We start from the raw sequence: 14,854 nt of genomic DNA on the forward strand, positions 1-14,854 counted from the left end.
GAACCGAAAAGCATAAGCCACGCCCCCGCAAAGTCAGGCTACGACTTCCCAAAAATATCCAGCGCCGCCACCGTCAGCGCCTTTGCGGCCGTGCCGATCACCGCATGGGGATCGGGCGCCCAGAGCGGGCTGTGGAGCGACGGCAGGCTGATCTCTCCGCGCCGCGCCGCGGCCACCTTGCCAGGGTCCACCCCGCCGACCCAGAAGATCATGCTCTCGATGCTGTTGTCAGCGCGGTGATACTGGCCGAAATCTTCGCCGCCCATCACCGAGGGCACCTGGCGCACCCGATCGGCACCGAAATGGGCGCGCAGCACGCCAGCGACATGATCGCTGAACTGAGGGGTGTTGTAGGTGGCCGGCGTATAATCCTGCTCCACCGCCATGATCGGCATCCGGTCCTCAGGCACGCCGGCCGCCATCGCCTCGCCCCGCGCGATCCGCTCGATGCCGCCCAGCAGGCGCCCGCGCGTCTCATCGGAATAGCTGCGCACGGTGATCAGCAGCTTTGCCTCGTCCGGTATGACATTGTGCTTGGCGCCGGCGACGAAGCTGCCGACCGTGACCACGGCCGCCTCCTGCGGATCGCATTCGCGGCTGACCAGCGTTTGCAGGCTGGTGACGATGCGCGCAGCGATCACGATCGGGTCGATGGTCTTGTGCGGATAGGCACCGTGACCGCCCTGACCGCGCACGGTGAGGTCCACACTGTCCACATTCGCCAATATCCAGCCCGGCGTGTAGCCGATGGTGCCGGCCGCAAGCTCCGCGCTGTCATGGAAGGCAAGGACATGGCTTGGCTTAGGGAAGCGCGTGAACAGCCCATCGTCCAGCATTGCCTTGGCACCCAGACCGATCTCCTCGGCCGGCTGCAGGATCATCACCAGCGTCCCCGACCATCGCGCCCGCAGCGCCATCAGCGCCTGCGCCGCGCCGGTCCAGGCCGTCATGTGCGTATCGTGGCCGCAGGCGTGCATCACCGGGCTTTCGATGCCGTCGCGTGTCGTCGCCCGGACCGTTGAGGCGTAGGGCAGACCGGTCTTTTCCTCGAGCGGAAGCGCATCCATGTCGGCGCGGATCGTTACCACCGGGCCGGGGCCATTCTCCAGCACAGCCACCACGCCCGTTTGCCCGACCTGCTCGGTGACGGCAAAGCCAAGGGCGCGCATTCGCGCCGCCAGCGTCGCCGCGGTGCGCACCTCCTGAAAGCTCAGCTCCGGATTGGCGTGCAGGTCGCGGTAGATCTCCAGCAGTTCAGGCAGCGCCGCATCGATGGTCGCGTCTATATGGGAGGCCGCAATAGCTTCGTTCGACGCTTCATTGAAAGACATGCCCGTTCCTTCTGCCCCGTGACGGCCACGATCATAGGCGCTTTTGCGCGCCTTGGAAGGGCAGTGAGCCGAAGCGCTTCCAACCCGCCTGCTCTGTGCCTATGAGGCGGGCATGAAGCTGGACCGACCCCCAAAAGCCGTGGTGTTCGATATGGACGGCGTGCTGTTCGACACCGAGACGCTCTATCGCGCGGCGATGTTTGCCGCCGGCGATGAGGGCGGCCATGCGATCACCGAAGCGCTGTTCAATGCCACATTGGGATGCCCATGGCCGACGGCGCGCCAGCAATTGCTCGACCATTTCGGCGGCGATTTTCCGGCCGATGATTTTCGGCATCGCGTGCGGGCGCATTTCGACCAGTTCGTGGCGCGGGATTTGCCGCTCAAGCCCGGTGTGGAAGCGCTGCTCGATGTGCTTGATGCGGCGGGTTTGCCCCGCGCGATCGCGACATCCTCCGGCCATGAGCAGGTCCGGCATCATCTGGCGCATCATGATTTGGCGGATCGGTTCATGCATGTCGTGGCGTTTGGCGATTATCAGGCGGGAAAACCGGCGCCCGATCCCTATCTCCTCGCCGCCGAGCGGCTGCGCGTCTCGCCAGCGGACTGCCTTGCCCTTGAGGATTCGCACAATGGCGTGCGCTCGGCAGCCGCGGCAGGCCTGATGACGGTGATGGTGCCGGATCTGATGGCGCCCACATCAGAAATGCAGGGCCTATGCGCCCACATCGTCGAGGATCTGCATGCCGTGCGCGACATCGTGCTGGCGTCGCTTGCAGAAGGCCACCTGGTCGAACGGCGTTAGTCCGCGCGCCCTGTGACTCGCTCTTCGGCCATCGCATCGGCCTCCTGAGGGGCACTCTCGCGCGGTGCCGGTGCAGGTAACCGCCCAAGCGCCTCGACCGGCTCGATCGCGTCGATCTCCCGCGATCCGGTTTCGACGCTCAGATCCTTGAAACGGCGCCCGGTGACCAGCACGCGGTTCTCGAAGCTGGAGACGAACTTGTTGTAGCTGGAGACCGAGCCGTTGAGGCTGCGGCCGAGCGAAGAGAGATGCCCGGCGGCCACCGCCAGCCGCTCATACATCTCCTTGCCGAGCGCCGCGATCTGCTGGGTCTGTTCGGCCATTTTCTCCTGCCGCCAGACACTCGCAACGGTCCGCGCGATGGCGACCAGATTGGTCGGCGTGGCGAGCAGCACACGCTTCTCGAAGGCCCATTCCCACAGGCCGTCATCCTGCTCCAGCGCGGCCGCGAGGAAGTGCTCGCCGGGGATGAACATGACGACATAGTCCGCCGCATCGCCGAAGCGCGTCCAGTAATCCTTCGCGCCAAGCTGCTGCGCGTGGTTGCGGATCGCGCCGGCATGGGCCTTGAGATGCCCGGCCCGCACCACCTCGTCCACGGCGTCGACCGCTTCCAGATAGGCGTTGAGCGAGCATTTGGCGTCTATGATGAGTTGCCGTCCGCCGGGCAGACGCACGATCACGTCCGGGCGCAGCCGGCCATCGGCGGTATCGACGGAGACCTCCGAGCGGAAATCGGCGAACTGGCTGAGGCCGGCCATTTCCAACACATTACGCAATTGCTGCTCGCCCCAGCGCCCGCGCGCCTTGGGGCTGGAGCGCAGCGCATTCACCAGTCGCGCCGTCTCGACCCGCGCCTCTGCACTGCCCAACCGCACCTGCTCGACGGCCTCGCGCAGCGCGGCGTAGCTATCCACCCGCTCTTTCTCGACCTTGCCCAGGCCTTCCTCATAGCGCTTCAGCGTCGTCTCGACCGGTTGCAACAGCGCCTTGAGGCTCGCCTCGCTCTTCTCATGGGCCTGATGGAAGCGCTGGTCAGCGCGCTCGATGAGCATGCGCTGCGCCTCGTTCAGCAACTTGCCCGCGGTCTCACTGAACTGCGCAGACAATTGCTCGCGCGCCTCACCCAGGGCGCGAATCTGAGCCTCGAAGCCCTCCATCCGCGCCTTCTGATCAGCCTGCACCGCCGCGAGCATCCGTTCGGCCTCGTCCCGCGCGCGATCGGTCTCGTCCAGTTTCCCGCGCAACAGGTCCGTTTCTTCCGCCCGGCTCGCCGCCACCGCGAGATCGCGCAGCGCGGCGTTGCGCATATCCTCAAGGGTGGCGAGTCGGTCGGCGAGAGCCTTGCGCTCAGCCTCGACCGGCGCAGCCATGCGGGCGCGCATCAGCCAGCCGGCGACAAGCCCGACCAGCAGAAGAAGCAGACTAAGAACAAGGCTTTCAACGGTCACGGCAACTCGCGGCAAAACAGGAACGAAATGAGAACCTATCGCCCCTGCCTCACAAGCGCAAGCCCGTCACTCGATATGGCCCTGCTCGCGGAAGAAGCTGTTGAGGGCGCCGAGCATCGTCTGCCACCAGTCGACGACATCGGCGAAATTGCGCTGGGTCAGGCCACCATAGGTTGTCACGTCATAGGTCAGGTCGAGCGAGCCATCCTCGTCCACCGCCATCTGGCTGAACCGGTTCTTGCGGTTCCACAAATTGGCGAGCTCTGGCGTGTTCTTGCCGTCATCCACGAAGCTGGTCGAGAAATGTAGCGAGGCGCAGTTCTTTCCGTCCTCGCATTCATAGAAATAGATGTTGAAGTTGTAGCCGCTCGCCGCGCTGGTGATCATCGGGTTGCCGCTCGACTCACTCTTGCTCAGGCTGGCCTTGTAGCCGGCGTCCTGGATCGCCTTCACGACCGTCTCGGGCGCATTCGCGCAGACAAGCCCCTTATCGCACGGTTCCTCATCGGCCGCATGAGCGGGCGCTGTCATCATCACAAGCGCACATGCTGCAGCCGAAATCCAAGCGGTCGTCTTCATCGTTGTCCCCATTGCTCGTTACCGCCACGGCCTTATCGCGATGAAGCGGACATCGCCACACCGCAAAGCCTATTGCAGATATGTTCTTCATATGTTCTATTGACACATGACTGCGATCAAGGGGCGCGGCGCCCCGGCCAATGAGGTATCGAGCCGCTTCCACCTGCCCGCGCGCGAGGTCGATGGCGACTGGCTGGATGCGCGACTGGCGGACGAGGAGGACCAGCCGCCACCCCTGCGCACCACCGTGACGCTGGAGCAGGCGCGCACGATCATCACCCGCAACAATTCCCCCGACATTGGCTTTGAGCAATCGGTGAATGCCTATCGGGGCTGCGAACATGGGTGCATTTATTGCTTTGCGCGGCCGAGCCATGCCCGGTTCGATCTCTCGCCGGGGCTGGACTTCGAGAGCCGGTTGTTCGCCAAGCCGGACGCGGCCAGGCTGCTGCGGCAGGAACTCGCCAGGCGCGCATATGTGGTGAAGACCATTGCGATGGGGACGAACACCGACCCCTATCAGCCTATCGACGCGCGGTATTGCATCACGCGGGCGTGCATCGAGGTGCTGGCCGACTGCCGCCATCCGCTGATGATCACTACCAAATCCAACCGGGTGCTGCGGGATCTCGATCTGCTGGGGCCGATGGCAGCGCAGGGGCTGGTCGCGGTTGCAATTTCCCTCACGACGCTGGATGCCGGGCTGCACCGCAAGCTGGAGCCGCGCGCGCCCTCGCCGGCCAGCCGGCTCGCGGCGATCCGCGGGCTCTCACAGGCGGGGGTGCCGGCCCATGCCAGCCTGTCGCCAATGATCCCGGCGATCAACGATCATGAGATCGAGGCGCTTGTCGCGGCGGCCGCAGAGGCGGGCGCGCAATCGGTCTCGTTCATTCCGGTGCGGCTGCCCTTCGAGGTCGCGCCGCTGTTCCGGGATTGGCTCGATGCGCATTATCCGGACCGGGCCGCCAAGGTGATGAGCCTCATTCAGTCGATGCGGGGCGGGCGCGACAATGATCCCAATTTCGGCACGCGCATGCGCGGGTCCGGGGCTTATGCGGAGCTGATCGGCACCCGCTTCCGCGTCGCTCAGGCACGCCATGGCCTTGGCAAGGGCCGCCTTGCGCTGCGGCATGACCTGTTCGTGCCGCCATCCGATCAGGGCGATCTGTTCAGCATGCTGCGATGAACAGACCGCCCTTCGGCTATGTCAGATCAGTTGAAGGACACGCGCATCGTCGCCTTGCGCCCCCTCAACGTGTAGCCAACCGCGCCGAAGCCGATGACCAGCATGGCCCAGACAGCCGGCTCGGGCACCGGCGGAGCGTTGGTTCCGTTTACGGCAATATTGTCGATGTTCGCCGAAGCGCCACCGACGACGAAGCCGAAGACGACCCGGTCAACCAAATTACTGGCGCCGGCGATGGTGGAGAAATCCCCGGAGAAGGTCGAGAGCAGGCTGAACACCGGCACCTGACCCGCAAAGCCGGTCACGCTGTAGAGCAGGTTGCTGTCCACGGTCGCCAGATCGAAGCTGTCCAGCGTGAAGCTCGCGCCGCCCGCCGTCAGATCGAACAGGCTGAGCGCCGTCCCGCCGCCAAAGCCGACGCTGGGCGCGCTATTGCCCGAGCCGGTATCGACCACGGAAGACCCCAGCACATTGGCGAAGGTAAACCCATCCTGCGTGTAGCTGGTGAACGGATCACCCGATCCGGAGAGACCATCGAAGCTGATGATTGCGGCCTGTGAGGGTGCCGCCAAGGCGGCTCCGGCCATGAGCGCCGCTGTGACAAGCGGCAGTTTGTACATAGTTTTCATCGGTAACTCCCAAGTCCTAAGAGTCACCCCCGGCGCCACCCGATGGAACGGGATGGCACCCCCGCCGCTGCGATGGTTAACATTTCGCAAACGCACAATAGCGCTGCGTTCAATTGTGCTCACGAGGCGAGGAAAGCCGCCTCGGCTCGCGCTCCGGCGCGGTGCAGTGCAACACGTCGCGCGTCAGGCACGGTTTAGCGGGAGGCGACCAACGCCAGCTGTGGGCCGTGCTGAGCGAGCACCACCTTGGTCACACCGCGCACCGTTTCCACGCGCTCGCCAAGCTCTGCATCGAGCTGAAAATCCTCGCCGAGGATGACCCGCGCCCGCCCGCCATCGGGCAGCGCCGCGTCCAGCTCCACCGTCGAGCGCGCGCCGCGCCGTTCGCCCAGCATCTGCCGGAGCGAAGGAATAGCGCCGGGCTCCTCGACGGAAATGACCATCCGCATTCGCGCCGTGCCAGCGAGGCGCGCAAAGGACTGGACGTTGCGCACGGTGACGCGCGGGGTCTCCTCACCGGGCTGGCGATCCAGCTCCACGGTCAGCAGGGCGCATTCGTTACTCTCGTGCAGGGTGGCGAGCAGCTTGCAGCTTTCCTCATCGAAGCAACTGGCCTGGAACTGCCCGCTGGAATCCGAGAAGGTCGCCGAGGCATAGCGAGCGCCGCGCTTGGTCTCGCGCCAGCGTATATCCTCGATCAGCCCCGCCATCATCGCGCCGGTTCGGTCGCCGCCGCCAATGCCATCCGACTGGCCGCACAGCTCCGCATAGCTGCGCACGCCCTTGCCGCGCGCGAGAATGCGATAGCGGTCCACGGGGTGCGCCGAGAAATAGAAGCCGAACGCCTCCTTCTCCTGCGCCATGCGCTCGACGGCGGCCCATTTCACATCCGGCAGCGGCACATCCGCATGGGAAACATCCTCCCCGCCGAACAAACCGCCCTGCCCGCTCTCGCGCTGCTCGGCGGCTTTGGCGGCAACCGCCAGCAGCGCCTCGGCCGCGGCATGGACCACCGCGCGGTCCAGACCCAGGCTGTCGAAGGCGCCCGCCGCCGCCAGACTCTCAAGCTGCCGGCGATTGAGCAGGCGCGGTTCGATCCGCCCGGCCAGATCATCGAGATCGCGAAACGCGCCGCCTCGGACCCGCTCCTCGACCAGCGTTTCCATCGCCTTTTCACCCACGCCCTTGAGGCCACCGAGCGCATAACGGACGGCATGGCGGCTGGCGTCATCCGGGTCCGGCTCCACCGAGAAATCGGCTTCGCTCACGTTGATGTCGGGCGGCAGGCAGGTCAGCCCCATGCGGCGCATATCATCCACGAAGACGGTCAGCTTGTCCGTCTGGTGGATATCGAAGGCCATGGAGGCGGCGTAGAATTCGGCCGGATAATGCGCCTTGAGCCACGCGGTCTGATAGGCGAGCAGCGCATAAGCGGCCGCGTGGCTCTTGTTGAAGCCATAGCCGGCGAACTTGTCGATCAAGTCGAACAGCTCATTGGCCTTCTTCTTGTCGATCTGGTTGTGCGCCTTGCAGCCTTCGACGAACGTCGCGCGTTGCGCGTCCATCTCCGCCTTAACCTTCTTGCCCATCGCGCGGCGCAGCAGGTCGGCGCCGCCGAGCGAGTAGCCGGCGAGGATCTGCGCGGCCTGCATCACCTGTTCCTGATAGACGAAGATGCCGTAGGTCTCGTTTAGGATCGGCTCGAGCAGATCGTGCGGATATTCAATCGCCTCCTCGCCATTCTTGCGGCGGCCGAAGAGCGGGATATTGTCCATCGGGCCGGGCCGGTAGAGCGAGACGAGCGCGATGATGTCACCGAAATTGGTCGGCTTCACGGCGGCGAGCGTCTTGCGCATGCCCTCGGATTCCAGCTGGAACACGCCGACCGTGTCGCCGCGCTTGAGCAGATCGTAGACTTTCGCGTCGTCCCAGCTCAGTCCTTCCAGATCGACGCTAACACCGCGCTTGGCGAGCAGCTTGACCGCGCGTTGCAGCACCGAGAGGGTCTTAAGGCCCAGAAAGTCGAACTTCACCAGTCCGGCGCTCTCGACATATTTCATGTCGAACTGGGTCACCGGCATGTCGGACTTGGGATCGCGATAGAGCGGGATCAGCTCCGACAACGGACGATCGCCGATCACGACGCCGGCGGCGTGGGTGGAGCTGTTGCGCGGCAGGCCTTCCAGCATCATCGCCTGATCGACCAGCCGCTTAATCTGCCCGTCCGCCTTATATTCGGCCACGAACTCGGCGGAGCCGTTCATCGTTCGCTCCAGCGTCCATGGGTCGGTGGGGTGATTGGGAACCAGCTTGGCCAGCCGGTCGACCTGATTATAGCCCATCTGCAGCACGCGGCCGGTATCCTTGAGCGCCGCGCGCGCCTTCAATGTACCGAAGGTAATGATCTGCGCGACCTGATCATGGCCATATTTGCCCTGCACATAGCGAATGACTTCGCCACGCCGGGTTTCGCAGAAGTCGATGTCGAAGTCCGGCATCGAGACGCGCTCGGGATTGAGGAAGCGCTCGAACAGCAAGCCCAGCGCCAGCGGATCAAGATCGGTGATCGTCAGCGCCCAGGCGACGACCGAGCCAGCGCCCGAACCACGCCCCGGCCCCACCGGAATATCTTGCGCCTTGGCCCATTTGATAAAGTCGGCCACGATCAGGAAGTAGCCGGGGAAGCCCATCTGGATGATGATATCCAGCTCGAAATCGAGCCGGGTGAAATAATCCGGATAGCGCGCCCGCAGCGCAGCTTCGTCAAGCTCGGCCGCGGCCTCGCCATGCGTCTGCTGGTGGATCTTGCGCAGGCGCCCGACCAGACCCGCCGTCGCATCGACGCGCAACTGCGCCTCCTCACCGTCGCGGTCGCCGGCGAGGCTGGGCAGGATCGGCTTGCGCTTGGGCGCCATCACCGCGCAGCGCTGCGCAACGACAAGGGTGTTGGCGATGGCCTCCGGCAGATCGGCGAACAATTGCTGCATCGCATCGGCCGGCTTCATCCAGCTTTGCGGCGAACTTTTCGGGCGGTCCTCGCTCTCCACATAGCTGCTGTTGGCGATGCAGAGCAGCACGTCATGGGCCGGATGGAAGCCGGCATCGGCATAACAGGCGGGATTGGTAGCCACGAGCGGCAGGTTGCGCGCATAAGCGAGGTCGATCAGCGCGTCTTCCGCCGCCGCCATGATCGCATCGTCCGTGCGGGACAGCTCGATATAGAGGCGATCGCCGAACAGCGCGGAGAGACGGCCCAGATAGCGACCGGCTTCCTCCGGCAGGCCCTCCGCCAGCAACCGGGCGAGTGCACCTTCGCCGCTGGCCGTCAGGCAGATAAGACCGTCGGCATGGCGCTCCAGCGCCTCGAAGGAGACATGCGCCTCCTCCATTTCCGGCCGCTCGACATGGGCGCGGCTCGCCAGCGCGCAAAGATTGCCATAGCCGACATCATCCTGCGCCAGCAGGACCAGCCAGTCGATCTGCACCGGCGCATTGTCCGGCCGGCCGGGGCGCGCCACCGCAAGCGTCGTGCCGATGATCGGCTGCACGCCGGCCTTCGCCGCCGCATCCGAGAAGGCCATGGCCGCATAGAGGCCGTTCCGATCGGTTAGCGCGGCGGCAGGAAAGCCCAGCTCCTTGGCCCGCGCGGCAAGCTGCTTGGGCGCAATCGCGCCTTCCAGCAGGGTGTAGGCCGACAGGTTACGGAGCGGAACATAGGGCTGGTGCGGCATGACCGCTGTTATGGGGCCTTGGCGCCCATCTGGAAAGGGCCGCGCGCAAGTTACCCACAGGCTTTGCACCACTGAGACCGCCGGCACTGGGTCATTCCCGCAATCCCCCTGAACGCCCGATCTTGCAAGGACTTGCGCCCCGGACCCAAGATGGTTCAATGAGTCGCAGAAACAGGGGACGGGATTATGGACATCGAACCGACGGGTGGCAGGGCGCCATCGCTCATGGAACGCGCGAAGGCGATCATTCTCAAGCCCAAGGCGGAGTGGCCGGTGATTGCGGCGGAGACGACGCCGAGCGGTGACATCTTCACCAACTACGCCCTGCCACTGGCGGGGATCAGCCCGATCGCGGCCTTCGTCGGCGGCCAGCTCTTCGGCTTCGGCGCGTTCGGCTTCAGCTATCGCCCGTCGCTGATGGGCGGCCTCTCCATGGCGGTGACGAGCTTCATTCTGGCGCTGGTCAGCCTGTTCCTCATCAGCTTCATCGCCAACAAGCTCGCGCCCAAATTCGGCGGCGTCGGCAGTTCTCGCAACGCCTTCAAGCTCGTCGCCTATTCGATGACGGCCAGTTGGCTAGCCGGCATCTTCAGTATCATGCCGTCGCTCAGCTTCCTTGGAATTCTCGGCCTCTATTCTTTCTATCTCTTCTATGTCGGCGCGGCCCCGCTGATGAAAGTGCTGCCCGAGAAGGCGCTGACCTACACGATCGTGACGGTGCTGTGCGTGCTGGTGATCTATATCGTCATCGGCGCGATCACCGCCACGGTGGGCCGCACCTTCGGCTTCTCGCCCTCGGGAAGCCTGGGCGGCGGCACGGTGACGACCGAAGATGGCGATACGATTACCCTGCCCGGCGTCGGCAACATCGATACCGGCAAGATCGAGCAGGCAGCGCGCGACATGGAAGCCGCGCAGACCCGTGAAGCCGTCGCGCCGGCGCAATTGCAGGCGCTCCTGCCTGCCAGCATCGGTGTCTATCAGCGCACGGCGATCAGCAGCGTCAAGGCCGGCCCCACCAGCCAGGCCGAGGCAAGCTATGAGGCAGGTGGCAAGCGCTTCACCCTCAAGGTCTCCGATATGGCGGCGATGGGCGCGATTGCCGGCATGGCGAGCGCCATGGGCGTTGAATCCAACCGTGAGGATGGCGACAGCTACGAGCGCACCACGACGGTGGACGACAATATGGTCATCGAGCGGTGGGACCGCGGCGCCGGCAACGGATCGTTCGCAACCACGGTCGACAAGCGCTTCATGGTCGAGGCAGAGGGCGACGCGGGCAGCATCGACGAATTGAAGGCCGCCGTCGCTGCCATCGACATGGCCAAGCTGAAAGGCCTGGGGCGCTAATCAGGCGCCGATCCGTTCAAAAATAGGCTGCGCCTGAGCGGTTCAGGCGCGAGGCTGAAAGCGTCGGCGATTACCAGTCCAGCACTTCGCCATCATAGGCCCAGAAGCGGCCCGTGTTCGCCATGCTCAGGCCATCGAGCACCTGCCGCAGCCCCGCCGCGCTGGTCTCGACGTCGATGTCCGCGCCGGGGCCACCCATATCGGTGCGCACCCAGCCGGGGTGGAGGGAGGCCACCGCAATCCCCTCGCCTGCCAGATCGGCGGCGAGGCACTGGACGATCTTGTTGACCGCCGCCTTGGAGGCACGATAGGCGAGATGGCCCGACTGCGGCGCGGCCATCGACCCCATGCGGCTGGAGGTCACCGCCACGCGGGGATGAGCCGCCCTGCGCAAATTGGGCAGCAGTGCCTGGATCACCCGCAGCGGGCCGAGCACGTTCACATCGAGCGTGCGCAGGAAGCCATCGAAGTCCATGTCCGTGCTGCTCTGACGCTCGGGGCCGATCACTCCGGCATTGGCAAGCAGCAGGTCGACCGGCCTGCCGTCCAGCGCCGCCGCAAACTTGCTGACCGATTGCGCATCCGCCACATCCAGCGCCATGGTGGTGCCGAAGATGGGGTCGGCTCTGTCTTCACCACGCATGGCCCGGATCACATCATGCCCGTCCTGCGCATATTGCCGGGCCAGTTCCAGGCCGATGCCCCGATTGGCGCCGGCGATCACGATGGTTGCCATGAGTCGTCTCCTGTCGCGTGCCGTCGGCCACCATGGCGCGCCGGCACAAATCGCTAATCGAGAAACCCGTCATGCAGCCGAACGATCCGGTCCATCCGTGCCGCCAGCCGCTCATTATGCGTTGCGATGAGCGCGGCTGAGCCCTGCTCGCGGACCAGCCGGATGAATTCGTCCAGCACCACATCGGCCGTGCGCTCATCCAGATTGCCGGTCGGCTCATCTGCCAGCACCAGCGCCGGTCGATTGGCAAGGGCCCGGGCCACCGCGACGCGCTGTTGCTCGCCGCCGGAAAGCTGGCTGGGCTTGTGCTCGAGCCGATGCCCGAGACCAAGGCTGGTGAGCAGGCTTTCCGCACGCGCCCGCGCCTCAGCCTTGCTCTTGCCGAGGATCAGCTGCGGGAGGATGACATTCTCGACCGCGCTGAAATCCGGCAGCAGATGATGGAACTGATAGACGAAGCCGAGCTTCTCCCGCCGCAGCGTCGTGCGGCCATCATTGCCCTCGCTTGCAACTTCAACGCCGCAGAGGCGGATCGAGCCGCCAAAGCCGCCCTCCAGCAGCCCGATCGCCTGCAACATGGTCGACTTGCCGGAGCCGGACGGGCCGAGCAGCGCCACGATCTCGCCGGCCTGAACGTTCAGGTCCACGCCGCGCAGCACGTCGATCTTGGCGCCGCCCTGCGTGAAGCTGCGCGACAGGCTGTGAACGGAGAGCACCTCACTCATAGCGCAGCACCTGTACGGGGTCGGTATTGGCAGCCTTGAAGGCCGGATAAAGCGTGGCGAGGAAGCTGAAGCCCACCGCCATGATGCAGATCGCGCCGATCTCGACCGGATCGGGCTTGGACGGCAGCGAGGTCAGGAAGCGGATCGACGGGTCCCAGAGCTGCTGGCCGGTGAGCATCTGCACGCCATCGACAATGCCCTGACGGAAGAACAGGATCACCGAGCCAAGGACAAGCCCCGCGCCGGTGCCGAGCGTGCCGATGGTCACGCCCACTGTCACGAAAATCCGCAACAGGCTGGCGCGAGTCGCGCCCATCGTGCGCAGGATCGCGATGTCCCGCGTCTTGGCGCGGACCAGCATGATCAGGGAGGAAAGGATGTTGAACACCGCGACCAGAATGATCAGCGAGAGGATGACGAAGGAGACCACGCGGTCCACCTGCAAGGCCTCGAACAGGCTGGCATTCATCTGCCGCCAGTCGATCACCTGGCCTTGGGTCGCTACCTGCTTGGCCAGCGGCGCTAGGATCTCGCCGACCCGGTCCGGATCTTCCGTCTGCAACTCGACCATGCCGACCTTGTCGCCCATCAGCAACAGCGTCTGTGCGTCCTGCATCGGCATGATCACGAACGCCTTGTCATAATCGTAGATGCCGATCTCGAAGATGGCGCCGATCTCATAGGGGAGCTGGCGCGGCACCGTGCCGAAGGGCGTCGAGCGCCCGGCCGGATTGATGACGCTGATGGACTGGCCAACGCCCACGCCAAGCGCCTCGGCCAGGCGGGAGCCGATCGCCACCTTGCCGCTGCCGGCCCGCACATCCTTGAGCGAGCCTGCCAGCACCTTGCCGGAGAGCGATGCATTGTCGTGAATATCGGCTTCCGTCATGCCGCGAATCAGGGCCGCTTCAACCCGGCCGTTGAACGTCGCCAGCAGCGGCTGCTCGATTAGGGGCGTCGCGCTGGTCACGCCCGGGGTGGCTCGCGACTGCCGCGCGATCTCTTCCCAGTTGTCCAGCCGCCCGCCATAGCCCTGCACCACCGCATGGCCGTTCAAACCCACGATCTTGTCGAACAGCTCGGCGCGGAAGCCGTTCATCACGCTCATCACCACGATCAGCGCGCCCACGCCCAGCATCACCGCGACGAGGCTGATGGAGGCGACGAGGAAGATGAATCCCTCGCCCTTGCCAGGCAGCAAGTAGCGCCGGGCGATCATGCGTTCGTAACGATTGAGGATCATGGCAGGGGCAGAAGCCTCGCGGGGGGACAGTCTGCGCACCTCTATGGTGCGGGGGAGGGAGTGGCAAGGCCCTGCGGCCTGACCGGGGGCATGGCGCGCCTGTTGCGGATATGGCACAGGGTGCTTAACAATTTCGTAGCGTCGCAACTTGCCTGATGACAGCCGCCGTGCGTCATCCTAGCGTCAGCGGCGAAACACAGGCAATCATAGCAGGCCGTGGTTCAGGGATGTCGCATCCCGCCTGACTCGCTTGAGGGGGCCGGACAGGTGAGCGGAAGCGACGCCAAAGGGGGAGACGATTAATCGTCCACGGGCGCCCGGATCGGCAACGATCTGGGCGCTTAGTCTTTGTGGCGATCTTCCCCGCACGCCTAGCACCCGATTGTTGCCGGATGATGTCAGCGCGAGCGGCACCGCTTGGCTGTGCAAAAATCATGATCAGTCGCCTCACCTGCACCTCTTGAAAGGGCATGGCGCGCGCATATCTCTGCCCTGTCCGGTCGCCCATGATGGGGATCGGCTGATGCACCGGGCGCCGACTTCGGGCCTGGCATCGCAGTTCAAACACGCTCCAATGGAGGATTTGATTATGCGTGGCTTTGATTTGACTCCCTATCGCCGCTCCACTGTCGGCTTCGATCGCCTGTTCGACCTTATCGAGAACAGCGCGCGCCTGCAGCAGACGGACAATTATCCGCCCTATAACATCGAGCGCCTTGATGAGGATCGCTATCGCGTGACGGTCGCCGTCGCCGGTTTCAAGGCGGAAGAAATCGACATCACGGCGCAGCAGAACCTGCTCCAGATCACTGGCCGCAAAGCCGAGGTCGCGGAGAGCGAGCGCGCCAATTATCTTCACCTCGGCATCGCGAACCGCAGCTTCGAGCGCCGGTTCGAGCTGGCCGACTTCGTGCGCGTCGAGCGCGCCGACCTCGCCGACGGCCTGCTCATCGTAGAGCTGGTCCGCGAGGTGCCGGACGCGATGAAGCCGCGCAAGATCGCCATTAACGGCAAGGGCGAGGTCATCGACCTCTCAAGCGACAAGAACGCCGCCTGATCCGTTCCACCCCTCTCTCACCAGTCGGAGA

The 14,854-nt window shown here is 64.9% G+C and carries 12 protein-coding genes; 4 read left to right on the forward strand and 8 right to left on the reverse strand.

Annotation, left to right across the window (positions count from 1 at the left end):
* Positions 1-38: 38 nt before the first annotated feature.
* Positions 39-1,331: an amidohydrolase gene (locus M2334_RS09315; RefSeq protein WP_264605275.1), complete on the reverse strand. Its 1,293-nt coding sequence runs from the start codon at positions 1,329-1,331 to the stop codon at positions 39-41.
* Between the two features lie 112 nt (positions 1,332-1,443).
* On the opposite strand from M2334_RS09315, the gene M2334_RS09320 reads away from it, so the two are divergent.
* Positions 1,444-2,136, forward strand: a complete 693-nt coding sequence (locus M2334_RS09320) for an HAD family hydrolase (RefSeq protein ID WP_264605276.1) — start codon at positions 1,444-1,446, stop codon at positions 2,134-2,136.
* On the opposite strand, the gene rmuC is transcribed toward M2334_RS09320, so the two are convergent.
* On the reverse strand, positions 2,133-3,587 hold the full coding sequence (gene rmuC, locus M2334_RS09325; protein ID WP_264605277.1) for a DNA recombination protein RmuC: 1,455 nt from the start codon (positions 3,585-3,587) through the stop codon (positions 2,133-2,135). The two genes, M2334_RS09320 and rmuC, sit on opposite strands and share 4 nt — an antisense overlap.
* A 66-nt stretch (positions 3,588-3,653) precedes the next feature.
* Positions 3,654-4,166 carry a YbjN domain-containing protein gene (locus M2334_RS09330; RefSeq protein WP_264605278.1) on the reverse strand — a complete coding sequence of 171 codons (513 nt, stop codon included), beginning with the start codon at positions 4,164-4,166 and terminating at the stop codon, positions 3,654-3,656.
* Between the two features lie 106 nt (positions 4,167-4,272).
* Here M2334_RS09330 and M2334_RS09335 point away from each other — a divergent pair, with 106 nt between their 5' ends.
* Entirely contained in the window at positions 4,273-5,352 is a 1,080-nt protein-coding gene (locus tag M2334_RS09335) for a PA0069 family radical SAM protein (RefSeq protein WP_264605279.1), read from the forward strand.
* 26 nt (positions 5,353-5,378) lie between these two features.
* Here M2334_RS09335 and M2334_RS09340 read toward each other — a convergent pair whose 3' ends face one another.
* Together M2334_RS09340 and dnaE are read right to left on the reverse strand one after the other, a co-directional pair.
* Positions 5,379-5,981 (reverse strand): PEPxxWA-CTERM sorting domain-containing protein, encoded by a 603-nt coding sequence (locus M2334_RS09340; RefSeq protein ID WP_181559524.1) that lies wholly within the window; start codon positions 5,979-5,981, stop codon positions 5,379-5,381.
* A 194-nt stretch (positions 5,982-6,175) separates the two neighbouring features.
* Positions 6,176-9,712: a DNA polymerase III subunit alpha gene (gene dnaE, locus M2334_RS09345; protein ID WP_264605280.1), complete on the reverse strand. Its 3,537-nt coding sequence runs from the start codon at positions 9,710-9,712 to the stop codon at positions 6,176-6,178.
* Positions 9,713-9,898: 186 nt separating this feature from the next.
* On the opposite strand from dnaE, the gene M2334_RS09350 reads away from it, so the two are divergent.
* On the forward strand, positions 9,899-11,062 hold the full coding sequence (locus M2334_RS09350; protein ID WP_264594586.1) for a Yip1 family protein: 1,164 nt from the start codon (positions 9,899-9,901) through the stop codon (positions 11,060-11,062).
* A 70-nt stretch (positions 11,063-11,132) separates the two neighbouring features.
* Here the strand turns inward: M2334_RS09350 and M2334_RS09355 are convergent, their stop codons facing one another.
* Genes M2334_RS09355 through M2334_RS09365 form a run of 3 tightly spaced genes read right to left on the reverse strand, consistent with a single transcriptional unit; the run spans position 11,133 to position 13,766 of the window.
* Complete coding sequence (locus M2334_RS09355; protein WP_264594587.1) at positions 11,133-11,798, reverse strand: SDR family oxidoreductase; 666 nt, start codon at positions 11,796-11,798, stop codon at positions 11,133-11,135.
* 53 nt (positions 11,799-11,851) lie between these two features.
* A complete protein-coding gene (locus tag M2334_RS09360) occupies positions 11,852-12,523 on the reverse strand; it encodes an ABC transporter ATP-binding protein (protein WP_264572695.1) in 672 nt (223 codons plus the stop codon).
* Positions 12,516-13,766 carry a lipoprotein-releasing ABC transporter permease subunit gene (locus M2334_RS09365; RefSeq protein ID WP_264594588.1) on the reverse strand — a complete coding sequence of 417 codons (1,251 nt, stop codon included), beginning with the start codon at positions 13,764-13,766 and terminating at the stop codon, positions 12,516-12,518. The genes M2334_RS09360 and M2334_RS09365 overlap by 8 nt, the downstream gene beginning before the upstream one ends.
* Before the next feature lie 589 nt (positions 13,767-14,355).
* Between M2334_RS09365 and M2334_RS09370 the strand changes: the two genes are divergently transcribed.
* Entirely contained in the window at positions 14,356-14,823 is a 468-nt protein-coding gene (locus M2334_RS09370) for an Hsp20 family protein (protein ID WP_181559518.1), read from the forward strand.
* Positions 14,824-14,854: the final 31 nt, after the last annotated feature.

Origin of the sequence: Sphingobium sp. B11D3D (assembly GCF_025961755.1) — a bacterium.
GTDB lineage: Bacteria > Pseudomonadota > Alphaproteobacteria > Sphingomonadales > Sphingomonadaceae > Sphingobium.